Origin of the sequence: Methanosarcina barkeri str. Wiesmoor, from assembly GCF_000969985.1 — an archaeon.
In the GTDB taxonomy this organism is placed as follows: Archaea; Halobacteriota; Methanosarcinia; order Methanosarcinales; family Methanosarcinaceae; genus Methanosarcina; species Methanosarcina barkeri_B.
Genome location: NZ_CP009526.1, coordinates 1,771,029 through 1,794,143, shown reverse-complemented (window position 1 = coordinate 1,794,143; position 23,115 = coordinate 1,771,029). Strand labels below are relative to the sequence as shown.

The following is a 23,115-nucleotide window of genomic DNA, read 5'->3' as shown; positions in this document are numbered from 1 at the left end:
CGGTTGCTTCTGATTCGGTTGTTTTTGATTTACCTGACCAATGCATAGGCAAACGAGATTAAGCTGCTAACTACCCGGCCCTCGTTTTTTCCGTAAAAATATGCCTTTTTATAGGCCTCGCTGGTCATATTCAGGATTCTGGAAAATCCCCTTTCGGAAAGAAATGTTTCGACTTCTCCGTCTCTGAGAATGAACTTAAGGGGTTTCCTCCGTTTTTTAGTGAAATCCCGGATGTTTTTGCCCGCTTCCGGTGCAGCCTCTCCGGCATCTGCAGATCTGAAAACCCCATAGTCGAAAATAACGGCACTTCCCTTGCCGGAATTATTCACTACGAAAGACAGTATCTCATCCATAGTCCCAGGCTGGAGGTACATTACCAGTCCTTCCATGACAAAAAGAGTCTTCTCGGAACTGTTATATCCACTTTCAGCAAGATGCTGGCCGAGTTTATCAAATTCCAGGTCGAGAGGGACATATGTAACGTGGCCGGGAAGCGAGCCGAAAATCTCCTTTATTTTCTCTACTTTCACACGCTGAGTGTCAGGGTGGTCCACCTCAAAAACGTTGACGTTTTTCAGCTCCTCAATCCGATAGGCACGGGTGTCATAACCTGCACCAAGGATAACCAGCTGCTCGAGACCATCATCGGTAGACGCTTTTACAACATCGTCAAAATACCTGGCCCTGGCAACTGCCGAATTCGCCAATCCGGGAAAGAGCTGCTCCAGCTGTTCAATTTCTGCTTTATACTTTTCCGGATTACGGGCCGCAAATTCCAATATTTCCGGGTTGATGAAGCGGATGGCATAGGGGTCATAACAAATACGTTCATCCTCGGGTCTTCTTGATTCCCCGGCCCTGATAAGCGCGATTCTCTCAGCCATATTGCTGGGGCCTTTTCTTTTCATGGTAGTTTCATTTGTATTCGTGAAGCTTGTTGATTCGTGCACTTATGGTCCTCCCGGTGAAATATTCCATTTTAAAAATAGGTTTAATTAGTCAGTTAAGTAGAACTCGATTTTCGATCTTCCCTTTTCGATATTTCTTATTCGATCTTCCGATTGACACAGTTATTTTCATTTTTTATCCACTTGTCCGGGTTCATGAGCATGTGGTGTATAAAATCAGCGGCGTCTACGAAAAACTGATGTTGAGTAATTCCCCGTTTCTCCAGTACTTTATTAAAGTCGGGATGCAGTTCTGTAAGCCCTTTTACAATCAGATTCAAGAAAATGGTCATTTCAACTGGATCCACATTGCTCCGGATCGAGCCTTCATCGATTCCTGATTTAATTGCGTCACACGTTAGTAAGAATTTATCATGGTTTAACTTGAGAATCTCCTTTGCAGCTTCATCCATATTTTCATAATCTTCCAGATTGAACCTTCCAGATCGGAAATAGAGGTACATCCGATTATAATCTGGATACTGAGCTACGAACTAAAAGTACTCTTTTCCGAGAGTATCCAGCACCTCGATACTTGTTTTGCAATTTTTTAATCTTGCTTCAAACATGTCATTCAGGATTCTTGCCCCGCGCAGGACAACGGCAAAAAAAAGAGACTCTTTATTCTTAAAATAAAGATAAAGCGTCGCTTTGTTGAATTCTACCTCGTTTGCGATGTCGTCCATTGAAACGCCATCGTAACCTCTGGAGAAAAACAATTTTTCTGCTGCATCAAGAATATAATTGCGTCTCTGCTCTTTTTCCTGCTTTTTTATTTCTTTTATAGACACCTAATCACCAGAAAAATAACCTTAATTTCGTTTAATAACTATTAGTTACTATTATAACTTACAGTTTAATTACTATATTAACATTAGTATTCAGTATTAACTTCGCTATTCGGTCAGAATACCGCGTTCCAAAGAAAAAACTAGCAGCTCTCGTAGGGTTGTTGCTTTAATAATAAACTTTATCAAAATATGTAGTATTTATTATAAAATATGGAAAAAAGAAGAAGAATTCAACTTTTTTGAACTTATTCAAAATTTAGACTATCACTGTATCCTGTTAAGATCATTTGGAAAAACAACTATTGACTCAAAATCTGAATTTCTCGAGTTTTGCTTTAGGATCAAAGGGAAGCGGAGATTTCTTAGGGTCATATTGTAAACGGCACGAGGTCCTTTTCACTATGCTACACTACGCATTCTTGATTTGATAGATATTGTTTGCCTATAACTCATTAAGAGCCTATCCGAAAAGCCAGCAATGCATGTTGAAAAATCACAATAGAGCTATAATATCCAGCTAGCCGTTCTGGTTTTACATATTGCTGATTGTAAAGTTACAGCAGGTAACTACTTTTCGGATAAGCTCTAAATAATGAGCCTATTCATGACTCAAATTTCCTGATTTTCTCCAAATTCCCCTATTTTCTCCATTTTTCTTGATTTCCTATAAATTTTTTAGTTTTCTCAAGTTTTTTTAAAATCTGCCTGAAACCACCTGCACGAGAAAATTGAAATTTCCCCGCTTAGAAAATTCACCCGCTTAACTAGTTGATCTGGCGCGAGTCGCAAGCCAAACTACTATTGCCCCTAACCCAATAATGAGGGCAATAAAACGTATAAGCCCTCCCAGGAAAGGAATTTCGTATATAATTGCAAATAGGACTGCCCCAACAAGATAGTACATCAGTTTTCCCGCTTCCTTTTTTAATATTTTATTATAGATTATCTCGCCTGCAAGCATTTTCACAGGCACTGTCGCGATAAGAAGCGCAAGTATCAGAAGCAGGATAATAAGAATCGAAAGGCTCCACCCAAAGAAAGTAATAAGCAAGATTATTGAGAGCACTGGAAGGAAAATTAGAGTCAGAAAACCCAGTAATCCTGTTTTCAGAGGTGAATCTTTTACGAGTTCCGCAACCCCGCCTATGAATCCCGGGAAAAGGTAGATAAGGACCAGACCCAGAGCCAGGGACGCGAACAGGCTCAGGATAAAGGAGAAAATGCTAAACCCTTCGAAAACACTTTCATACTGCTCTTCCTTTGTATTTACCTGCGTAATATTCAGGTTTCCGCCAACTTTATCGTTCAGATTTGGTGGATAATTATTGGCTTGGAGTATAAGATTTCCTTTAAGCTCAAAGTCATCTCCGGTTTTGAGGGTACTTGTCGAGACTTCCCCATCTCCGTTAACTGTCCCATCAAGTGTTACTTCCCCTCCGCCAAGCAGAATATCCCCCTCGACCACACTGTCGCGAGAAAGAATGATCTGGCCACCTAGTGCGGCCACATCTCCACCTACATTTCCATTTACCCTTATGGAGCCTCCGAGTGCGAGAATGTTTCCTGAAACGTTTCCATTAACAACTATCTCTCCGCTCGCACCCAGGAAATTACCTCCTGTGTTTCCGTTTACTTCAATTTGGGACCCTGCAAGCACCAGGTCTCCCTGAATATCCTGGTCTATCTGAAGGTCCTCACCAGCCCCAAAAGCATTTCCTGAACTCGTATATTTAAGAAAATTTTCATCGGAAGCTCCTGCTGAGTAAGGCAGTGCAGCAAAAAAAATTATAAGTAAAATAAGTCCTGATATCAGCTTCTTTTTCATAAACCAGCCCTCTTTACACTATTGCTCAATTTTGCACTTTATTTACATTACTGCTTAATTTTGCACTTTATTTACATTACCACTTGCTTTTGTAATTAATTTACACTACCACTTGAGTTTGCACTTAATTTACAATACCACTTGCTTTTGTAATTAATTTACACTACCACTTGAGTTTGCACTTAATTTACAATACCACTTGCTTTTGTAATTAATTTACATTACCGCTTGAGTTTGCACTTAATTGTCCTCTTTAATTGGACAATGTTTCCAAAAGATAATCTGAGACAAATATTAAAAAGTTTAACTATAAATAATAAAAAGTAAAGGAAAGCTTCAGTGAAAATAGTAACAGTATAAATCATACTTCTCAGTAACACGCCTTCCTCCGGGAACTTAGATGGAAGGCTGCCTGATTGAAATAAGGCATTATTCTGGACTCGGATTCGGATTCAAGAAATTTACCAGGAATTACTATGTATTCTGGAAGTATCATATCTCATCCTGCCTGACTTATCCTCTGCCGGATAACCCATTGCAATTATCGAAAACGGAGCCACGTGCGCTGGAATATTTAACAAATTCCTGAGTTCCTGAATCATCGTTTCAACAGGATAAACCCCAATCCAGACGGCACCAAGCCCTAAATCGTGGGCGGCAAGCAACATATTTTGACTTGCGGCCGAACAGTCCTGAATCCAGAAATCGTTAAATTTTGGAGCGTGCTGATCCACGCAGACAAGCACTGCAGCGGGAGTACCCTTAAGCATTTTTGCATATGGATGTACCTCTGAGATTTTCTCAAGCAGGTTATGTTGATCAATTATAATGAAATGCCAGGGCTGTTCATCTCCTGCGGACGGTGCATTCATTCCGGCTTTTAAAACATTCTCAATCACATCCCGTTTTACCGGATCTGACAAATACTTTCGGATACTTCTTCGGGTTAAAATTGCGTCCATTGTTTCCATAAAATTCCCCCAATCGATAATGTTTTTTTATAGCGGATAAACCTTATTGTTACAGAGCTTTATTTTCACATAAATTGCATACATTTATAAAATGATAAATATATAATAAAGAATGACTCAAGAACATTGCATTAGAAAGAGTTTATCTTAACCAGCATAGTTGTCGCATAAAAATAATATCAAACACGAAAATTCAACAAAAATTATACTTTGAGCTGATCCCAAAACTCAAAATTGCTTCTCTAAATCCTGTATTCCGAATAATCAATCAAGTTTCTGATCATGAAAACAATCCTGAAAATTCTTGATGATTAAGAACGAACTGGCTTTTGGGATAGGCTCTTTATTCGGTTTAGATACGGGATTTAGATACTGGGTTTAGATACTGGATATTGTATTGAGGAATCGATGAAGCAACTTCCAGAACAGGAGTCACTAAGATAATAAGTTATTGGCAAAATCGATGACGTGTGAAAGGTTACTGAGGTATACTTCCCAAATTTAGTGGAGTGAAAACCCAGGAAGCCCAAAAAATGGTAAACTAAATCGAAGTAGAGGCCATTAGATGGAAGCAGCTTATTTGTTTGATATTTTCTTAGACGCTTTAACAGATAGCGCAAAAATGATTCCATTACTTTTTATTATTTTTGTTGGAATTGAGTTAGTTGAATATAAATATTCAAACAATATCAGGGAAACGATACAAAAGGCTGGAGTACTTGGTCCTGCTATAGGAGCGGTGACAGGTAGTTTTCCTCAGTGTGGCATATCCGTTGTTGCTTCGGCTCTATACACGCAAAGGTTAATCACTATTGGTACTTTGCTTGCTGTTTATTTGTCCACTTCAGACGAGGCAATTCCGGTAATTCTATCTCAACCAGAAAATGCTAAAATTATTGTGCCTTTGATAATAACAAAAATTATTATCGCTCTAATTGGTGGATATGCTGTTGATTTCTCTTTTAAGGAATCAAACAAAAAGACTTTAGCCCATCTCAAGGCATATGCAGAAGGTTCCGACAATGAATATCATAACCATGAAGCAATCCTGAACGAAAAAGCTTGTTGCGGTCACAGCACAAGTCCTTCATCAACAGAATTTAATCCAAAAGAGATTATCTTTCACCCCATAATCCATACAGTCAAAATTTTTATATTTATTTTTGGTGTTTCGTTTGCAATAAGTTTTGCTATCGCTCAAATGGGTGAAGAAACTTTTGAAAAAATGTTTTTAATGCATAGTGTTTTCCAACCGTTTTTAGTGGCGTTATTTGGGCTTATTCCAAATTGTGCTGCTTCTGTCGCAATAACAATGTTGTATCTCAAAGGTGTTATCGCTTATGGCTCAGTGATTGCCGGGCTCTGCGCCAGTGGCGGTGTAGGATTATTAGTCCTGTTTAAAGAGGAAAAATACAAAAAAAATGTGTTGGTTATATTGCTTCTACTTTTTGGTATAAGTGTCTCGGCGGGATATATTATTCAGTATATTATTTATTGAGTTTATCCAAAAATAATTTTATAGAAAAGTATTTTGAGTTTTGAGATTAGCTCAATAAGAGATTAGCTCGATAATATTACAGCTGGACTTTATAACTGATTAAGGAGATATTGCTGGCTATGGAAAAAGAGAAAAAAGAAGGATGGGCTCATCCAGAAGCTGCTGAAAAATATGCCCAAACAGCTGATATAATCATACCTGAAAGAAAAGAAATATTGTCGATTATTTCAAAGGCGGCAATCGACCTAGGGCCAATGGATCCCAAGATAATTGACCTGGGATGTGGGCTGGGCGATGTGACAGCTGAGATCTTGAAGTTAAAGCTTCAAGCAGATGTTCTCATGATTGACTTCTCTGATGAGATGATAAGGCGAAGCAGTGAAAGGTTCAGAGATAACAAAAACATAACTGTAGTTAAACGTGATCTAAATCAAGGAATCCTGGATATAACTGAAGATAGAGGATTTGATGCCGTTGTATCCTGTTTTTCTATTCATCATGTGGAGTTTGAAAACAGAATCAAACTGTATTCCGATATTCGCAAACTTCTAAAAGAGCAGGGTTTATTTATAAACGGAGATCTTTTCAGGGAAGACTCTCCAGCTATTGATCAATGGGAGTTTAATAATCGCATATTCTCTCTGATGATACAGCTTAAGGAGAAGCTTGGACAGGAATGGACCTTTGAGGAACTAAAGCTTAATCGGCTGGAAAACTCCCAGAAAATGGGAGATAAACCTGGAACGATTTGGGAAACATTTCACGACATGAAGGCAGCAGGATTTAGACATGTTGATTGCTTATGGAAATCCCGCAACCTCGCCATAATGGCTGCAACTAAACCATAAAGGAAGTTCATTGTGTTTTTTATTGGCCCAAGCTGTAGTACAAACCTTACGCAGAAAATGTATATAGCTTCTGACCACCTTTTAAGTGGGCACCTGCTTTTCTAGTTCCACATTATGGTAAGCTCCAAATTAAGATAAGCCTCACATTGTGATAAGCTCCAAATTAAGACAGCTTTACATTGTGATAAGCTCCAAATTAAGACAGCTTTACATTGTGATAAGCTCCAAATTAAGATAAGCTTTACATTGTGATAAGCTCCAAACTAAGATGACAAGATTAAATGTTTTTTAACTTCATTGGAGAGCTTTGAGGATTTCATCCGTTTTTCTTACCCTGCCAATTCTTTTAAATATGAAATTCACAGCCGCATTATGTTGTTCCTCAGACCTGGAGGTCATAGCGTCTTCAGCAAAAATTTGTTGAAATCCATACTCGTAGGCAAAACGTGCTGTACTCTCAACGCCATAGTCAGTCGAAATTCCACAAAGTACAATCGTGTTCATTCCACGCCGCCGTAGCTGGAGTTCCAGATCAGTCCCGTAAAATGCTCCCCACTGCTTTTTGGCTATAACAATATCCTTTGAGGTAGGGGACATTTCAGGCACAAATTCAGACCAGTCAGGAGACGGGGCTGAAGAACCCGAGAATGACTCGTCGCTTAAGACATTGAGCATCGTTTCTTTTGTTATTAGAACATGCACAAGGAATACGGGCATATTGTTTTTCCGAAATATATTTACGAGCTTTGAGGCATTTTTTATAACTTCCTGTGCAAGATAAGGCTTTGTTGGCTGTGCGACTATTCCTTTCTGTAAGTCTATGACCACAAGAGCTGTTTTGGCTTTATCAATAGTTAACTCCTGCATACCATCACCACATCAACACTGGCATCAAGTTATTTATCCACTCCGTTGGTAAATTGCACATCGTTTTAGTATTAGGGTCCTCTTAAACTCACTCTCAAACTAGAGGTTATTACTTCTTTGTTCCATTAATTAAGGTTATTAGTAGTTCCCCTCAAAAAAGTACATTCAATTTTTCGTCTGAATTTTAATTAATGTCATAAAAAATCGTAAATTTTATTGAGAAGGATTTTCAATCCTTCTCTGGTGATTATTACGAAACCTCCACTTATACCACTAAATGAAGATTTCAAATGGCAATTGTTGTCCGAAATATTAAATGTTTTTGATTTGAGATTCTGTAAGCAAACTCTTACAAGGAGGGACATTGTGCCCCTCCACAGATCAGTACCTACTATAAAAATTGTTCTTCTAAGCATGTTTTTTTCTTGTGAAATCTCTTATTCTATAAAGGAATTAAAAGAAAGAGAAATCTTGAGAAACTTTTTAAAAATCAGTTTAGTACCAACTGAAAAGGAAGTTTATGGCATTCTTAGTAAGTATGAACCCCAAGAGTTTACTGCTTTTGTTTTTGAAATATTGAATGATTTATGCCCTAAGGGAAAAAATGGATCAAGAGACATTATTATTGATAGTACTGACATAAACCTTAACCTGAACTGGCACGCTAAAAAGATTACCAAAGAAAGCCTAAAAAACAAAGAATACAAGTGGGGCCATTCAACCCATAGAGGTTTCTTCATTGGTATGAAACTTACTCTTGCACTTGATTCTCAAACATTAAAACCTTTAGCGTTTCTGATTAATGAAGCAAATGTAGCAGAACCTAAAATTTATCCTGAAATACTTAAAGAACTTAAAAGAAAGAGAATAATAAAAGCAGGTGACGTTATCTATGCTGATAGAGGGTACTATTCCTGTGAAAACTACGTTATATCTGTAAGAAATTTTAAGGTAGTACCTTTAATTTTTCCAAGGAAAAACTGTAATTTTAAGAAACTTTTCAATATGTTTAGATATCCTCTGAAAATATTTGATTTAAGAAGAAATACTGAAAAAGAAATTAAATTCTACAAAGAAATAATTGCAAAGTTTAAAGAGTTAATAAGCAAATGGAAAGAACTCAGATCTGTAAGGTCAATCATAGAAGATGTATTCAAAATAGCGAAGAAAGCATACTCTATGGAGAATTTACACAGATATACAAGGAGTTCTGTCCAAAAGTACTGTTCTTTAGCTGTACTTTTAGTAGGGGTAACTGTAAATTACGGTATTAATGAAAGGAAGGAATTGCAAGCCTTCTCTGAATGAAGAAATTAAGAGGGGACTATTTATCACATATGTACTGAGATACACTTACCCCAGTTTCTTTGCTGTCTGAACAATTGCCATAAATATGTCGTTTGCCTTTAACTGATCGATGAGAAACTGCTTAAAGAACGAGATCACAAGGTTCCTCACTCCATCTGCATCCTTGCCATGGTACTCAATGGTCTTGGTTTTAGAGGGCAACGTCTGTACCTTTTTCCTGAGATTTTCAGGACTATTTCTATAGAAAGACTTTTTGGGGAAGGCGTCACACGAGAAGACCTGAATCAATACGTTATCGGAGAGACTCTTGACGGAATCGTAAAGTATGGTCCTGCAAAACTGTTGACGGAAATCACTCTTCACATAAATCACTCTTCACATTATGGCTCGTCTACCTGTCTACTTATTCCTGTCCATTGTTTACACGCTGACACTACGAGTGTCAGCGTCTATGGCGATTATAAAGATGAAGAAACTGAGTCTATTGATATTACTTTTGGAATTCCCAAAAACGGAAGTTGGGACCTCAAACAATTTGTTTTGAGCTTGATTGTTAATCAGCATGGGATACCACTTTTCATGAACACACATTCAGGGAATGCTTCAGACAAAAGCACAATTCTGGAAGCAATCAAGTGTTACTCTCTCATAAAATGAAAGAAAAGAAAGAGGCAACTCTCAGAAGAAAGCTTGAAAAAGAACTTGAAAAAGCAGAAAAGTCTTTTAAAAAGCTGGCAGGAGAGAACTTCTTCTAAACATATTACAGGATTGATGGGATTATAAAGGTTAATGATGCTTTTGTTTTAAAAAAATGGAGAAAATGGGACTTTTCATTCTTGCAAGTAATGATATCAGCCTTTCTCCTGAAGAGATGCTGAAGTATTACAAAGGACAGGATAACGTAGAAAAAGGATTTAGATTTTTGAAAAGTGATACCTTTAGCATATCGAAAGTGTATCTCAAGAATAAATCAAGAATTGAAGCGTTGACAATGATAATGGTTCTCTGCTTAATGATTTATTCAATTGCAGAATGGAAATTAAGGATAAAATTACAAGAAGAAAATGAAACGGTTCTAGATCAAAAAGGGAAAACAACAAAAAACCGACAATGAGATGGACATTTTTCAAGTTTCAGGGAATTACAGAACTTATAACTCAGAAAAAAGGGAAAAAAGTCAAAAATTCAAAATATGGAAGAGATTAACTGGAAGATATTGAGTCTAATGGGAGAGAAATATGAAAATATAGATCTCTAGTTGCGTTAACCTGCCAAATATAGGTTACTAATATAGGTTACTACTACTTCGCAGATTCATCCCCAAACGACTAATTGTACTACCCGGAATCTCCGGATAAATCTTATTTTATCATGCCCTTCTGGACATACCAGTCATAATCGTGAGCAAACCTCTCTTTATCAGATTTTACAAGCTGGCAGAAATATTCTGTTGTCTGGCGATGCATTTCATCCTGATCTGGATATTTGATTTCTCCACGAATCGATTTTGCCAGTTTTTTCCCAAGCTCTTCGGCATTTCCCGCAGCCTGTTCGAGTGCGGAAGGATACATCCCAACTGCAATACCAAGGCCGCCGACAACAGTAATGCCAAGATTCATGAGCACACTGTTCATATATTCTACAACAACATCTGCCTTGCTCCCCCCTGCTGTGGACACGGAGCACCCGAACTTTCCCGTCAGCATCTGGCAATGGATAGCATCCGAAAGCCGGTCAAAAAAAGCTTTCATAGGGGCCGGGACCGAGTTAATATAATTCGGAGCACCAAAAACGATTCCATCGGAGTTCAGAATTTTGTTAAAAAGCTCCTCAAAGTCATCGATTTGAGGGCACTCCCCGGTCGCATAACAGGCTCCGCAACCTGTGCAGTATTCTATGCGCAGTTTGTAGAGATCTATCAGTTCGACATTGGCACCTTCGGATTCAGCACCTTTGAGCACAGATTTTACAAGTTGAAGAGTCTTGCTTTCATTCCCTCTCGGACTTGCGTTAATTCCAAGAACTTTCACGATTACCACCTTGATTAAATAATTTACACAACGATTACATGAAATTACACAGGATTAACGTATTATTTTTTGCCTTTTTCAGGAATACTGGCGTGAGCTACAGGACTCCTTTTTCCTCTCACTAGAGATGCGAATATTCCAAGAATACAGAAGGCTGTAAACAGCGTGAAAGCATAATGCAGGCTTAAAACGAACTGGGGGTAATATTCAGGCGTGATCTCTACAGGACCGATAACAATTGCAAAGATCATCATTGCGATACCCATCGACAGCATCTGCCCAAGGAGCCGCATAGTCCCGTTCATCCCCGATGCAACGCCGTAGAATCTTTTATCAACGGAGCTCATGATTGCATTCGTGTTTGGAGACGAGAAAAGCCCAAAACCTATACCAAGAATAATCAGGGTGATTATGAGGTGCCAGATAGGAGTTGTTTCTGTAAGGAAAATTAGAAGGAAGAGCCCAAGAGCAGTAAATGCCATCCCTGCGGACGCAACAATCCGCGGTTCAATCCTGTCAGAGAGCCGGCCGGCAATTGGCGAAACCATAGCCATGATAACTGGCTGTGCTACCAGGATAAATCCGGCATGTTCAGGAGTAAAGCCTTTCGTGTACTGAAGATCGAGGCTTAAAAGAAAGGTCACTGCGTAAGTAGCACTGTAATTGATTAGCGCAGATAGGTTTGAAAAGGCAAAAATTCTGTTTTTTGTCAGTAGACTAATATCAAGTACGGGAGAAGGTGTTCTAATCTCATATAGAGCAAAAATAATTACTCCAAGAGTTCCCATAGCTAAGAGAGCAGCCCCTTTAAAGTCCGGGAGAACTGAAAAACCGTACATTACTGCAACTACCGATGCACCGTATATGACTGATCCTGTCAGGTCGAACTTCTCCCCTCTGCACTCAGCCCATTCACCTTTGATCTTCCATAAGATCAGGAGAATTGCTGTAATGCCTATAGGAACATTTACGAAGAAGATGCTCCTCCAGCCAAGATACTGCGTCATCGCGCCTCCGAGTAAAGGACCAACAGAAAGCCCAATGTAAACTGCAGTTATATAGGTACCAAGAGCTTTTCCACGCTCACCGGGCGGGAAGACTGAGGTAACGATGGCGACGCCTGTCCCGAAAATCATTGCACTCCCGATACCCTGCATAACCCGTATTCCAATCAGCATTTCCGATGAAGAAGCCATGGTCATAATTAAAGACGAAAAGCTGAAGAGCGTAATACCATAGAGGAAAATTTTTTTTCTTCCATAGATGTCTGCGATTTTTCCGAAAGGGACAAGAAACAATGCTGATGAAAGGAGGTAAGCTGTCGCAACCCAGGAAAGAGCAATAGCATCCATGTGAAATTCGGCCCCAATCGCAGGCAGGGCAATATTTACTGCCGAACCATCAAAAGGGGTAATAAATCCCGAAAGTATCGCAATGAAAAGCACGACCTGTTTACCTGTACCGACAACAGGAGCATCAGGTGTATTGTAGATTTCCGGAACTTTGGCGGGTGACCCGGCGTTATTTGTATCTTTTTTCATGTGTATCACTTATCAGAAGGGTCGTTATCTACGGCTTATGGTGTCAGAAAAATCGCAATTGATTAATATGAAGGATAGATTATTTCAGAGATGATCCTCTTCATTAATACTTTTCCTCGTTATGGCTGACTAATCGGTCGTTTAGTACAGTTTGTTTGTATTAAACATTACGCTGAAGCAAAACCTTGAAGCAATCGTTACGATGTTGATCTTGTCGTTGCTGAGTTTTTCGCTTAAGTCTTTTCAAAAAAGACTTGTGCCGCAAGTTGTGCCGGTTGATCACGCCGACATGATGTTTTAGATTCATCAATGGTTTTTCGCTCAAGCCTTTTCAAAAAAGGCTTGTGATCACGTCGATAAGGTTTGGGGATAAAGTCTTCAAAATCAAAAGTTGCCAGGGGTTTTCTCTCAAACCTTTTTTGAAAAGACTTGCAATAATTTGAAAACACAAATTAAACTATTAGAATGGAGCAATAATTAAATTAAGACTATCTAGAAATAAGATTATTCAAAAATTTCCTTTCAGTACTGTTAAAACTTCATGAAGTTTAAAATAAATTAATGGTTAAGACGAGGTAAAATCTTAAGGTTAAGTTTATATTTTAAAGCTAAATTTACAACAAGCCGACGTAATGCAAAACCAGAAAACCAAATTTACAAAATGACTGCGACCCAGTTAAATATATAAAAATTGACGGTTTAAGCCGTTAAACCTACGTTTATACGAAAATCGTTGATGGATTAACCTATAATTTACCTATGGATTAAACCTTAAATTATGCTAAATTATGCCAATATGAAGATCATAGAGGTTATAGACTCACAATGAATGAAATTATTATTTGGATATTGATCATATTCTGCCTGGTGCAGTCCGCTATTTTTTCCGGAATGACAATTGGACTTTTCAGCCTTGGTAGACTCAGGCTTGAAATTGAAGCCGAAGCAGACAGCAAAGATGCTATCAAAATTCTGCAGATCCGGCGGGACTCAAACTTCCTGCTTACGACACTGCTCTGGGGAAATGTAGGCATAAATGTCCTGATTGCCCTACTTACAGGTTCCGTGCTGACAGGAGCCTCAGCTTTCCTCTTCTCTACTTTTGTAATCACCAGTTTTGGAGAGATTGTACCCCAGGCTTATTTTTCCCGAAATGCCCTTTCAATTGGAGCAAAACTAACTCCTTTAGTCCGGTTCTACCAGATGCTGCTCTATCCGGTAGCCAAGCCTACGGCCCTTATTCTTGACTGGTGGCTCGGCAGGGAAAAACTTGAACTCTTCAAGGAACAGTCCATGCGGATTATGCTCGAAAAGCATATTGAGTCGGGAAAGTCTGATATTGGCACTTTTGAGGGAATAGGGGCTCTGAACTTTCTCTCCATAGACGACGTCAGTATCTCCGATGAAGGCTCGCTAATAGACCAGAGAAGCATAATCTCACTCCCGGTTGAAAATAACCGTCCGGTATTTCCTCCTTTCAAAAGAGAACCAGAAGATCCTTTTCTGCAAAAGATAGAAGCCTCCGGAAAAAAATGGGTAATCATTACCAACCCTCAGGACGAGCCTGTCATGGTGCTTGACGCGGACGGCTTCCTAAGGGATGCAGTCTACAAGAAAGGCCCATTTATTCCGCTTTCTTACTGCCACTTCCCGGTTGTGGTGAGATCTCCCAAAACCAGGCTTGAGAAAGTAATCCGGCAGTTTAAGGTGTATCCGCAATACCCTGAAGATGACGTGATCGATCAGGATCTTATCCTCTACTGGGACCAGGAGAAAAGAATTATTACGGGTTCGGACATTCTGGGCCGGCTGCTACGGGGAATTGTAGTGGAGTGTGACCTGAAATCAGGGTGCGAGACGCCTGTTCCGCCTTCCCAGCCTGGAGTTGTCAGAAGAAGTTTGAGAAGAGGAAAGAAGAAAGAAAGCGAAGAGCAGAAAAAAGAATGAAAATAACAGACAAGAAAATAACCGAGAGTAAAAATTAGAGAATGAGATAAAAAAGTTAAAAAGTAGGCAAGAAAATAAAAAGAGAAAATAGTAAACAAGAATATAAAAAAAGTAGATAAGAGAATAAAAAGCAGAGAAAAGAAATAGTAAGTTACTCTTCGTATGCAGGAAGAGTTTTAACGCCTATCTCTGGAAGTGGATAGCCAACAGCGAAATGGTAGAGGTCCTGGAACTCAAGCCCTTTGAGCCCTATAGCTTCATGCAAAGGATCATCAAAGAAACACCCAATCCCACAGCCCCTTAGACCATATGCTTCAGCTTCAAGGTAAAGAAGCTGCCCTAGAATTCCGCATTCCCATAAAAGGTACGGATATATCCATGCCCCAAACTTTTTCAGAGGCCCTTCGAACTCCGAAAGCATGCAAGCCGTAAAACAGGCATCGGCCGCTTTTCGCTGCGTACAGGAAAGTTGAGCTGCAAAAAAATCCAGAGTTTCTTCCACCAACAGATAAAGCTCAAGGTCTGGCGGGCAATTTTTTGGCTTTTCCCATAAAAAGTCCGGCCTGATTGCAGCTTTAATCCTCTCTTTTTCTTCGGGTTTGCGGAGGAAAATATAAAGTCCCGGAAGTAGACCCTTTACGTGGTTCACGAAAAGAAGCAGGTGAGTAAAGGAACCAAAAGCAAGGGAATTGAAGATCGGGTTGTTTTGCAGAAGGGTTCTTTGCAGCATCGCATAGAAAGTATTTTTTTCCAGGTATGCGCTGTTATTCATCTCAATAGCACTTCTCCTTCCTCGGATAACTCCGCGTAGGGGAACTGTATCAAGCTCAGACAGGTTCCTGAAGCTGCTGGCTTTTAGTGATGAAGCAGCCTGCATATAGGATTTTGGTTCTTCATTTGACTCTTCATTTAGTTCTTCATTTAATTCTTCATTTAGTTCTTCATTTAGTTCTTCATTTAGTTCTTCATTTAGTTCTTCATTTGATTCTTCATTTGATTCTTCATTTAATTCTTCATTTTCTTCTTTTGCTTCTTCTTTCTCAAGGTAATCGGTTCCCTTCTTTTGAGCTGCCGAGGACGCTTTTTCGAGACCTACCCATTCAACATGCCCTGGGCTTAAACTGTTAGGAACGCCTTTCCAGGAAAGATTTTTAAAAGCAGGAATCGCGCCGGAAGAAATCCTGCCTTTTGTACAGGTTTTTCCTGCCGGATAGACCGCAAGCAGACAGGCAGGCTCCTGTTTTTCAGGACCTTTCTCTCTGGAAATGCCAAGAAGCACTGCAATCTCTTCCGAACCCATGCCTGCAAGAAGGCTTGTTTTCCAGCCGAGTCCGGCAGCAGCAAAGGTAAGGGCAGCAATTGCATGTCCTATATCATGCTGAGCATATCGAAAAGCTCTGAGCCCATATTTCCAGGAAACCCGCCAGAAAATTGAACTCAGTCCCACGAAAAAAGTGCCTTCAGGAAAGCTCGAACTTAATAGCTTCCAGGTCTTTGGCGAAAGTTCCGCTCTGAGTTCAAGGGCATGAGGCAAAGGAGCATAATGGCAGACAGAAGGGTTTTTCAGAAGCCCCTTCACAGGACCGGAAAGAAGGTAAACCTCAGTAGGGTGAAGGTTTCCGCTTGAGGGATTGACGCGAAGAGCCCATTTTGTACTTTCTGCTTTCTTCCAGGCAGAAATGGCAAAGCTGTCAAAAAAAAGCCTGGAAATTGATTTCACACTCAGCCCATACGGCTTGAGTTTTTCCGGTGAGAAAGCCTGTTCATAGGCAGGAAAAGTCTCAGCTTTTATTTGTTCATTGCTCCAGATCTCCAGATTAAAAAGTCGAGTTCCACGATAGTTAAGGAAGGGATCTGGCTTGATAGGTAGATCCAGGCGGTGAGGACCCGGAGCATAAGCTTTGAAGTTGTGTTTACTTGCCTGGTGATAAGCCAGTATGGCTTCAAGTTCCGCTGTCATAATAAGCACACCCGGTAACTGGAGGAATCTAGTTCTCAGACAACTTACTCGATAAAGGATATCTGTATTTCAGGATCTTTGATGAGAATTAAACTTTTTTCAGGGCCTCAAGTACGGCTTTTCCAAACACATCAGCACTTGCAGGATCTCGCCCTGTGATCACACGGCCCGAAACCACTACTTCCCTGTCCAGATAGATAGCCCCATGTTCCTTAAGTTCGCGTACAGTATCCGGACTTTTGAAGACTGTGCTCTCTTTGTCCTTCAAGATGCCTGTTCTTGCCAGTACTACAGGGGAAATACAGATCGCGGAGATCACCTTTTTCAGGTCATCAGCTTCTTTTACGAGTGCCTGCAGAGCTTTGCTATCCCACAGGTATTTTCTAGAGCCTGAGCCTCCTGAGATTACTATTGCATCATAGTCGTCAATTCTGGCATCTGATATCGCGATATCAGGTTTGATTGTTCCTCCGAGCATCCCTTTAGCCGTTTTCTTAGATTCGGCTGCAACAGTAACTTTTACTCCTGAAGCCTCAAAAAGCTGTTTCGGAACAAAACACTCCTCGTCTCTGAACTGCTCCTGGGCGATTACAAGCAGGATTTTCTTATCTTTATACTCGGTTTCTGTCATCTGTTTACCTCCTGTAAGCTTGAAAATTAAGAGTCGAAGAAATGAAAAGTGAAATGGTTCAATAATCCTGTTTCCTTAAGGATATGTAATGAAGATATAAATGGATGCTTCTTTTCAAGAATAAACAGCTTGAGAAAATATGTAAAGATTCTGGGAAAAAGTAGGAAGACAACGAGGAAAAGTAGAAAGATCATGAGATATGTGTAAGAAGCCGGAAAAAATATATAAGAAGACTAAAAAAATTTTCAGATATTGAAAAAGTTTTTGAAGCCCGAAGAAATTTATGAAAAACCTGAAAAATCTGAAATTACCTGAAAATCCTTAAAAACAGCGTAAAGGGTCTGAGAGCCTCAGAAAGAGTCTAAGGAAATAGAAATCAATAATAGAAATCAATAAGACTGTTCCGTACCCGGTTCACGTTATAAGAAAATACAGAACAGCAGAGATTCCTGCCCCTGCAAAAGTCGCCATTAAATTGACTCCGCTATTTGAAAGCACTCCCCTTTTCTGAAGCGTAGCCCCAAGGAAGCTGTCCACATTTGTTCCGAAAAACCCTCCTGCGGTTGTAATAAGGACTGTTAATATAAAATTATCCGAGATCCCCAGTAAGTATGCAAGGACTCCTATCACTGCAGAACCGAAGATTGCAGCAAATTCGCCAAGCAATGATACGGCTCCGTCAACTCCGGGTTCCGAGAGTCTGAGGGTTGTTATCATTCTTGGCCTTCCTTTTGCTGTTGTTCCTATTTCACTTGCCAGAGTATCTCCTGTAGCTGTTGCAACCGTACCCATATAGGCATAAATGATCGGAAGACTGTGCTCCGGGAAAACCCCGTATGCCACTGCAAGGGCAAGGGCTGCTGTACTATTCGAAAATACATTTTCATAACTCCGGATACCGTCTTTAGCCTGTGCAATCCCTATGGATTCTTTGTATGCATATTTATACTTTGTAAACCCGCCTCCAAGAATAAAAAACGTGAGCAGAAGCAGGTACCAGGAAAGCCCACTGAAGACAATTATCAGGACTCCCAAAAGGGCAGCACTCAAAAGGGCAGAGACATCTGCAATCTTAGCTCTGTAAGCCAGCACACCCAGGATAAATGAGAATACAAGTGCTACGACCATTTTTTCAGGAGACACCCAGTACCTGAAATCTTCAAAAATCCACATTGTCATGCCTGCACCCAGCGGCACAGAAATATTCTTGTCTATTTTGGAGGGGATTGACTCGAAAAGAGAACCTGTAACCGCCCCGATAACAGCTATAAAGAAAATCAGGTTATATGAAACAGGCAGTTTCTGCCAGTAGACAATCCAGCTTGCGGCAAAGAATGCAGCAGCAATCCGAAGTGCCAGGAAAGCCGAACTCCAGAGTATTGAAAAACTCCTCTTTTTGATTGTCCTCCGCCTTAAAGAAGAATCAGGTACAGAATCTGTTTCCGAAAAAGAGGTTTTATGGTTTCCGACTGCCGCAATCGCAAATGCGGCGAGCACTATGTAGAAAGGATATGTATAAGAAAAGCTCCCCGAAATCACGGAAACAAAGAGCATGAAAGCCAGAGAAAAAATAAGGCTGGTAGCATCTCTGTCACACAAAACGTTTTTTCCAGAAAACCGTATCCCCAGGAAAAGAACGACAGAGAAGATAAAAAGAAGATTCACCCCTGCAAAAGGAGCTATAAGAATGAGCAGGAGATACAGGATATGCATTACAGGAATTCCCTGGCAGAAATTCCCGTTTTTAGTGAATCGGGCAGCTCTGTTCATTATAAGACATCTTTTGTTTTTATTCATTATTGAAAGCTACATAGAATAAGCTTATCTTTATAAATAAGTAGTTGTTTTTCTTTCAGAGATGATTTAAAAATTGTATTAAAATTTAAAAATATCTGTTTTAGCAGTTGCGATCGGGAAGGAGTTTAGACAAACCTTTTAAATTGTATAGAGATTATTCAATGAATAAAATAACTTTTGCTCCACATTTTGTTATTCCGGGTTTCTTAAACTTAATCTACTTCTCTTTTTCAAACTTAATCTACTTCTCTTTTTCAAACTTAATCTACTTCTCTTTTTCAAACTGCATCTGGATTCCAAATTCCAAACAGCATTTATTTTTAAGAGTTTCCAAACAGTGTCTATTTATCAGGATTTCTAAACAGTATATATGTCTGAAGTTTCCCAAATATTAGTTTTTACTTTAAGTAGGTAAGTCTTCGTCCTCTACAGCTTCCAGCGAAAGCCGGAAAATGGCAGGTGGAGGATGAGAGCCGTCAACTTCAAAAAATAACCTTTAACAAAAATTATTTATTTCTTTGTTCGGTAAAACTGTCCTGAGAATCGGAAGATTTAAACCATCTTCTAAACTTTGTAACGTTTGCGGATATTATAATTCAGACTTGACATTAAAAGATAGAGAATGAGAATGTCCTGATTGCAAAACAAAACATGATAGGGACATTAATGCTGCAATCAATATCAAAAAATACTCACTTCAAAATCAAAACCTTATAGTTCTCTGACACCTGCGGAACTCTTGAAAGGCTTTGTGTGACTTGTCTTCAATATAGGAAAGAATGAACCAAGAAACTTCTTCCTCGAAACTGAGCCAGAAGGCGAAGGCTTCAGGAAGGAGTAGTTCATGCAAAAGAAATACATTCGTTATCAGGATCTTTTATAAGGACCTGCGCAGTTGAATCGGGAAAAAAGTAGCATGAAATTTCAAATTGTCTAATCAATAATAATTATGATAGACTTGCTCATGCTTTATTTTGCTTCTCAACTGCGTAAATCCAATCAAGAAAGGTTCTTTAACACAACTGGTAAAGAATCTTCCGTTTTGAAATCCAATAGAGGGTTTTACGAGTCAGTTATGGTTTTTCAAATTAGTCTTAAACATTTTTTACATTCGGTTTTCACCGCCTGTTTCAATGGGATCTGGTATTATATCCACTTAACCATTTCTTATGATTACCTTGCCATTTCTTGTATTTTGTTTGCCATTTTTTATATGTATCTTGCCATTTTTTATACTTAGCTTCCCATTTTTTGTAATCATCGCCATGTTTCTTATTATTCCATTTCTTTTTCTCATTGTTCCAGTTTCTCTGCTCGTTTTCCCAGTTTCTTTTCTCTTTGTTCCAATTATTCTGTTCATTTTCCCATTGATTTTTTTCATTGCCCCATTGCTTCTCAGTTTTTTGCGAAGCTGCGCTTACTGATGCAATAGTTACTGATGATACAAAAAAGACCAGCATTAAAATACATACTGTCTTCTTTATTCTATCAAATATCTTCTTTCCCATATGTCCACTCCTTATTTTATCTACCTCATTTTCTCAAATAGACGTCATTTTGTCCATACCGGCTATCTGGCCATTAACCATCCGCCGCTTGACAATTTTAAATTATATTGTATTAAATATAAAATTACTTACAGATATAACATGACTAACAGAACTTAATTCGGAAAATAAGCATTTTTAAACCTTATATTACATAAAAGGAAGTAAATTCTGTAATTAATACTTATTGAGCTCTCTAGATATCGTATTTTTTAATAAAATAAATATTATTTATTTGTCATATTGGAAAATTCAGTTCAAATTGGTTCTGAATTAAATTCTCTAAGTTTCCTTATTTTATTCTTTATATAACCTCATAACAATAGAAAATTATAATCTAGAAACTAGAACGATTCTTAATTTGAAAAATAGCCTAATGTAAGAAAAAACCCAATTTGGACCTTTAAAGGAATATATGCCTTTAAAATGAACTATTTAAGTGTTATAAAGGGTTAAATCCCAAAATAATCTTATTTAAAGTGTGAATTGTAAATTTAATCAATTAATACTCCTAAAAAAGTAAGTATTCTTTTATTTTTAAATTCAGATATAACATCTTTGTCAGGAACATATCGATAGTAACATCCCACCCATAGACCCAGAGATATGATGTCACAATGTAATTTTGTGCCGTAATCAAAAACGATCAAAGCATTTATAAAAGCATCGAAAAAGATTACGAGGAAACCATGTGTTGTACTACCATGTGTTGTACTAGAACCTGCAATATCAATTCGATGGTTCCTGACTCAATTTCTTAATGAGTTAATTAAAAGGATTTCGAAACTTAAAAATACGAGAAAAAAATGTAGCAGGGATAAAAATGCCTGATAACCCGGAGGAAAAATTGCTGATTTTGCAGCTTTCCGAAGATTCCAGAAAAATTGCCAGAATTCTTTCAAGTGAAACTTCAATCAGAATTCTTAAATTGCTTAATAAGAAGGCAATGTCGGCAGGAAACCTTGCCGATGAGCTTGGAGTGCGCCTGAATACTCTCAAATACAATCTGGACTCCCTTCTGGAAGCCGGAATGATTAGAGTAAGGCACGTAAAATGGAGTCAGAAAGGAAGAGAAATAAAAGTTTATGAGGCATCGAAAAAAGTAATTGTTTTTCTGCCCGCAAAAGAGAACGTGGAAACTCCTATTTTATTATGAAATCCTGGCAAGGCAGCTTGGGAAATGCGTAGAGGCAGGAAATCCCAGAGGCAGGAAACCCAAAAATTATCATAGAGTTAATTACAGGTCTCAGAGTTTCCAGAATGATTTCATTTTTTCTGAGAAAAGCTTTTAAAAACAACCAAATATTAATATACGAACTCGAGTAAAAGGTACAGTCCAGCAATGAGTTCTTTCCATAGGACGTGGCCCAGTATGAAAATCAAACTTCTGTCCCTGCTCCTCCTTATACTTGCAGGTGTTATCGTGATCTCAGGCTGTGTTGGTGAGGAGGCTCAGGTATTTACATATAAAGGTCCAGATCTATACAGGACTATTCTTTATCCCTATATAGGGCTTCTGAATCATGATGAACATGAAATGCAAGACATGCGTTTCCCTGATTCACCCCCAGGCGAGTTTCATCCAGACCCTTATTCCATGTATACTCTGAGACATGCAACATCTCTCCTTGACAAAAATATCGAGAAGGCAGAGGCTATTTCAGTACGGCTTGAAGACGGGATTGAGCACTATAAAGAAGAAGGGGAAGATGTCAGTAAGCTTGAAGTCCTGCTTGAAAAGTATAACCGTCTTATAAAAGAAGCAGAGCAGTACCGAGCCCTTGCAGATGCAGCCGCAGAAAATAGTAGCTCAATTGAGAATTCGAATCAATATACCGGTTCATCCGAAAATATGGAAAGGGATTATTTGATCCAGTCTCAGAAGTGTATGATTCAAGCTAATCATGTCCTAAGAGATATTTTTGAGGAACTTAGTTCTTTGACGTTTGCAAGTGAGGAACTAACCAACACATCCCGGCTTATTTCGGCAGGAACAGGAAAAGTTCTTCTTCTGGGCAGTTTCACTCTTAACCTGCACTTAGAAAACGGAGAAATGGCAATAATGGGCCTTTCCCCTGATTCCGAGATTGACATAAATGGAAACTACACGTTTGAAGAGAAAAATGACGCCCCTGATCAGGTGCGCCTGTACCACATAAATTCTGCTGATGTAAAGGTTTCTGGCTCCAGTAAGACAGTAATGTTAAACAGCGAAAACATTACTCTCACCGCAGATGGAGAAGGTTATCTAGTTTTCCAGGGAAACGGTACCTACAGAGTTGAAGAAGATGGTAGGACAGTAAAAGAAGATAACTGGCCGAAACCTTTTTTTGAAGATGGAATGAATTCAGGAGAGTATGGGCCTGATGGAAAAGGCAATAATATAGGACAAGGGCCTGATGGAAAGGATGACGATGCCGACTACAGACCTGATAGGAAGGATGATAATTTCGGATATGGACCTGATGGAAAAGGCAATGATACGAATCAGGCACAGTAAGGAAGTAATACTACAGATATCGACATAGTTTATCCAAATATGTGAAGCAGGAAAAACTTTATTCGGGCGAGGCTATAAATTTTAAATAGCATATTAAAGGCCTGAAA

Annotated in this window: 18 protein-coding genes and 2 pseudogenes; 8 read left to right on the top strand and 12 right to left on the bottom strand. The window is 39.0% G+C overall.

All coding sequences use genetic code 11. The features are described 5' to 3' along the window. Positions 1–29 precede the first annotated feature (29 nt). From MSBRW_RS07650 to MSBRW_RS07635, 5 genes are all read right to left on the bottom strand, one after another. A complete protein-coding gene (locus MSBRW_RS07650) occupies positions 30–950 on the bottom strand; it encodes an SAM-dependent methyltransferase (protein ID WP_011308216.1) in 921 nt (306 codons plus the stop codon). Positions 951–1,045: 95 nt separating this feature from the next. Next, on the bottom strand, positions 1,046–1,411 hold the full coding sequence (locus MSBRW_RS23325) for a hypothetical protein (protein WP_011308217.1): 366 nt from the start codon (positions 1,409–1,411) through the stop codon (positions 1,046–1,048). A 30-nt stretch (positions 1,412–1,441) separates the two neighbouring features. After that, positions 1,442–1,738, bottom strand: a complete 297-nt coding sequence (locus MSBRW_RS23320) for a TetR/AcrR family transcriptional regulator (RefSeq protein WP_011308218.1) — start codon at positions 1,736–1,738, stop codon at positions 1,442–1,444. 760 nt (positions 1,739–2,498) lie between these two features. Continuing rightward, a complete protein-coding gene (locus MSBRW_RS07640; protein ID WP_011308219.1) occupies positions 2,499–3,563 on the bottom strand; it encodes a bactofilin family protein in 1,065 nt (354 codons plus the stop codon). Between the two features lie 461 nt (positions 3,564–4,024). Then, complete coding sequence (locus MSBRW_RS07635; RefSeq protein ID WP_011308220.1) at positions 4,025–4,534, bottom strand: nitroreductase family protein; 510 nt, start codon at positions 4,532–4,534, stop codon at positions 4,025–4,027. A gap of 565 nt (positions 4,535–5,099) precedes the next feature. On the opposite strand from MSBRW_RS07635, the gene MSBRW_RS07630 reads away from it, so the two are divergent. Both MSBRW_RS07630 and MSBRW_RS07625 read left to right on the top strand, forming a co-directional pair. Beyond that, the gene (locus MSBRW_RS07630) at positions 5,100–6,032 is read left to right on the top strand and encodes a putative manganese transporter (RefSeq protein ID WP_011308221.1); all 933 of its coding nucleotides are present in this window, start codon (positions 5,100–5,102) and stop codon (positions 6,030–6,032) included. Between the two features lie 119 nt (positions 6,033–6,151). After that, entirely contained in the window at positions 6,152–6,880 is a 729-nt protein-coding gene (locus MSBRW_RS07625) for a class I SAM-dependent methyltransferase (RefSeq protein ID WP_011308222.1), read from the top strand. 294 nt (positions 6,881–7,174) lie between these two features. Here the strand turns inward: MSBRW_RS07625 and MSBRW_RS07620 are convergent, their stop codons facing one another. Further along, a complete protein-coding gene (locus MSBRW_RS07620) occupies positions 7,175–7,747 on the bottom strand; it encodes a hydrolase (protein WP_011308223.1) in 573 nt (190 codons plus the stop codon). Between the two features lie 243 nt (positions 7,748–7,990). Here MSBRW_RS07620 and MSBRW_RS07615 point away from each other — a divergent pair, with 243 nt between their 5' ends. Together MSBRW_RS07615 and MSBRW_RS21000 are read left to right on the top strand one after the other, a co-directional pair. After that, entirely contained in the window at positions 7,991–9,055 is a 1,065-nt protein-coding gene (locus MSBRW_RS07615) for an IS5-like element ISMba15 family transposase (protein WP_011308224.1), read from the top strand. Positions 9,056–9,157: 102 nt separating this feature from the next. Beyond that, a pseudogene (locus MSBRW_RS21000) lies at positions 9,158–10,313 on the top strand (IS1634 family transposase); the annotation flags it as partial. A 103-nt stretch (positions 10,314–10,416) separates the two neighbouring features. On the opposite strand, the gene MSBRW_RS07605 reads toward MSBRW_RS21000, so the two are convergent. Together MSBRW_RS07605 and MSBRW_RS07600 are read right to left on the bottom strand one after the other, a co-directional pair. Next, on the bottom strand, positions 10,417–11,085 hold the full coding sequence (locus MSBRW_RS07605) for a flavodoxin family protein (protein ID WP_011308225.1): 669 nt from the start codon (positions 11,083–11,085) through the stop codon (positions 10,417–10,419). Between the two features lie 62 nt (positions 11,086–11,147). Further along, positions 11,148–12,626, bottom strand: coding sequence for an MFS transporter (locus MSBRW_RS07600; protein WP_011308226.1), 1,479 nt, complete (start codon positions 12,624–12,626; stop codon positions 11,148–11,150). A gap of 825 nt (positions 12,627–13,451) precedes the next feature. Here MSBRW_RS07600 and MSBRW_RS07595 point away from each other — a divergent pair. Continuing rightward, complete coding sequence (locus MSBRW_RS07595) at positions 13,452–14,573, top strand: DUF21 domain-containing protein (RefSeq protein WP_011308227.1); 1,122 nt, start codon at positions 13,452–13,454, stop codon at positions 14,571–14,573. 151 nt (positions 14,574–14,724) lie between these two features. Here the strand turns inward: MSBRW_RS07595 and MSBRW_RS23315 are convergent, their stop codons facing one another. The 3 genes from MSBRW_RS23315 to MSBRW_RS07580 all read right to left on the bottom strand — a co-directional run bounded on the left by MSBRW_RS23315 (position 14,725) and on the right by MSBRW_RS07580 (position 18,934). After that, entirely contained in the window at positions 14,725–16,533 is a 1,809-nt protein-coding gene (locus MSBRW_RS23315; protein WP_011308228.1) for a SagB/ThcOx family dehydrogenase, read from the bottom strand. 88 nt (positions 16,534–16,621) lie between these two features. Next, positions 16,622–17,164, bottom strand: coding sequence for a DJ-1/PfpI family protein (locus MSBRW_RS07585; RefSeq protein WP_011308229.1), 543 nt, complete (start codon positions 17,162–17,164; stop codon positions 16,622–16,624). 414 nt (positions 17,165–17,578) lie between these two features. Next, the gene (locus MSBRW_RS07580; RefSeq protein ID WP_011308230.1) at positions 17,579–18,934 is read right to left on the bottom strand and encodes a TIGR00297 family protein; all 1,356 of its coding nucleotides are present in this window, start codon (positions 18,932–18,934) and stop codon (positions 17,579–17,581) included. 548 nt (positions 18,935–19,482) lie between these two features. Between MSBRW_RS07580 and MSBRW_RS21965 the strand changes: the two are divergent. Further along, positions 19,483–19,686, top strand: a pseudogene (locus tag MSBRW_RS21965) (zinc ribbon domain-containing protein); the annotation flags it as partial. 405 nt (positions 19,687–20,091) lie between these two features. Here MSBRW_RS21965 and MSBRW_RS07575 read toward each other — a convergent pair. Next, a complete protein-coding gene (locus MSBRW_RS07575) occupies positions 20,092–20,469 on the bottom strand; it encodes a hypothetical protein (protein WP_011308231.1) in 378 nt (125 codons plus the stop codon). An 862-nt stretch (positions 20,470–21,331) separates the two neighbouring features. On the opposite strand from MSBRW_RS07575, the gene MSBRW_RS07570 reads away from it, so the two are divergent. Together MSBRW_RS07570 and MSBRW_RS07565 are read left to right on the top strand one after the other, a co-directional pair. Next, positions 21,332–21,664 (top strand): ArsR/SmtB family transcription factor, encoded by a 333-nt coding sequence (locus tag MSBRW_RS07570; RefSeq protein ID WP_011308232.1) that lies wholly within the window; start codon positions 21,332–21,334, stop codon positions 21,662–21,664. 216 nt (positions 21,665–21,880) lie between these two features. Beyond that, positions 21,881–23,008, top strand: a complete 1,128-nt coding sequence (locus tag MSBRW_RS07565) for a hypothetical protein (RefSeq protein ID WP_052305928.1) — start codon at positions 21,881–21,883, stop codon at positions 23,006–23,008. The last annotated feature ends 107 nt before the right edge of the window (positions 23,009–23,115 follow it).

Excerpts from the sequence above, each read along its gene's own strand:
- MSBRW_RS23325 (WP_011308217.1), bottom strand. The coding sequence starts at position 1,411 with ATGTACCTCTATTTCCGATCTGGAAGGTTCAATCTGGAAGATTATGAA.
- MSBRW_RS07640 (WP_011308219.1), bottom strand. The coding sequence starts at position 3,563 with ATGAAAAAGAAGCTGATATCAGGACTTATTTTACTTATAATTTTTTTT.
- MSBRW_RS07635 (WP_011308220.1), bottom strand. The coding sequence starts at position 4,534 with ATGGAAACAATGGACGCAATTTTAACCCGAAGAAGTATCCGAAAGTAT.
- MSBRW_RS07630 (WP_011308221.1), top strand. The coding sequence starts at position 5,100 with ATGGAAGCAGCTTATTTGTTTGATATTTTCTTAGACGCTTTAACAGAT.
- MSBRW_RS07625 (WP_011308222.1), top strand. The coding sequence starts at position 6,152 with ATGGAAAAAGAGAAAAAAGAAGGATGGGCTCATCCAGAAGCTGCTGAA.
- MSBRW_RS07620 (WP_011308223.1), bottom strand. The coding sequence starts at position 7,747 with ATGCAGGAGTTAACTATTGATAAAGCCAAAACAGCTCTTGTGGTCATA.
- MSBRW_RS07600 (WP_011308226.1), bottom strand. The coding sequence starts at position 12,626 with ATGAAAAAAGATACAAATAACGCCGGGTCACCCGCCAAAGTTCCGGAA.
- MSBRW_RS07595 (WP_011308227.1), top strand. The coding sequence starts at position 13,452 with ATGAATGAAATTATTATTTGGATATTGATCATATTCTGCCTGGTGCAG.
- MSBRW_RS23315 (WP_011308228.1), bottom strand. The coding sequence starts at position 16,533 with ATGACAGCGGAACTTGAAGCCATACTGGCTTATCACCAGGCAAGTAAA.
- MSBRW_RS07585 (WP_011308229.1), bottom strand. The coding sequence starts at position 17,164 with ATGACAGAAACCGAGTATAAAGATAAGAAAATCCTGCTTGTAATCGCC.
- MSBRW_RS07580 (WP_011308230.1), bottom strand. The coding sequence starts at position 18,934 with ATGAACAGAGCTGCCCGATTCACTAAAAACGGGAATTTCTGCCAGGGA.
- MSBRW_RS07575 (WP_011308231.1), bottom strand. The coding sequence starts at position 20,469 with ATGGGAAAGAAGATATTTGATAGAATAAAGAAGACAGTATGTATTTTA.
- MSBRW_RS07570 (WP_011308232.1), top strand. The coding sequence starts at position 21,332 with ATGCCTGATAACCCGGAGGAAAAATTGCTGATTTTGCAGCTTTCCGAA.
- MSBRW_RS07565 (WP_052305928.1), top strand. The coding sequence starts at position 21,881 with ATGAAAATCAAACTTCTGTCCCTGCTCCTCCTTATACTTGCAGGTGTT.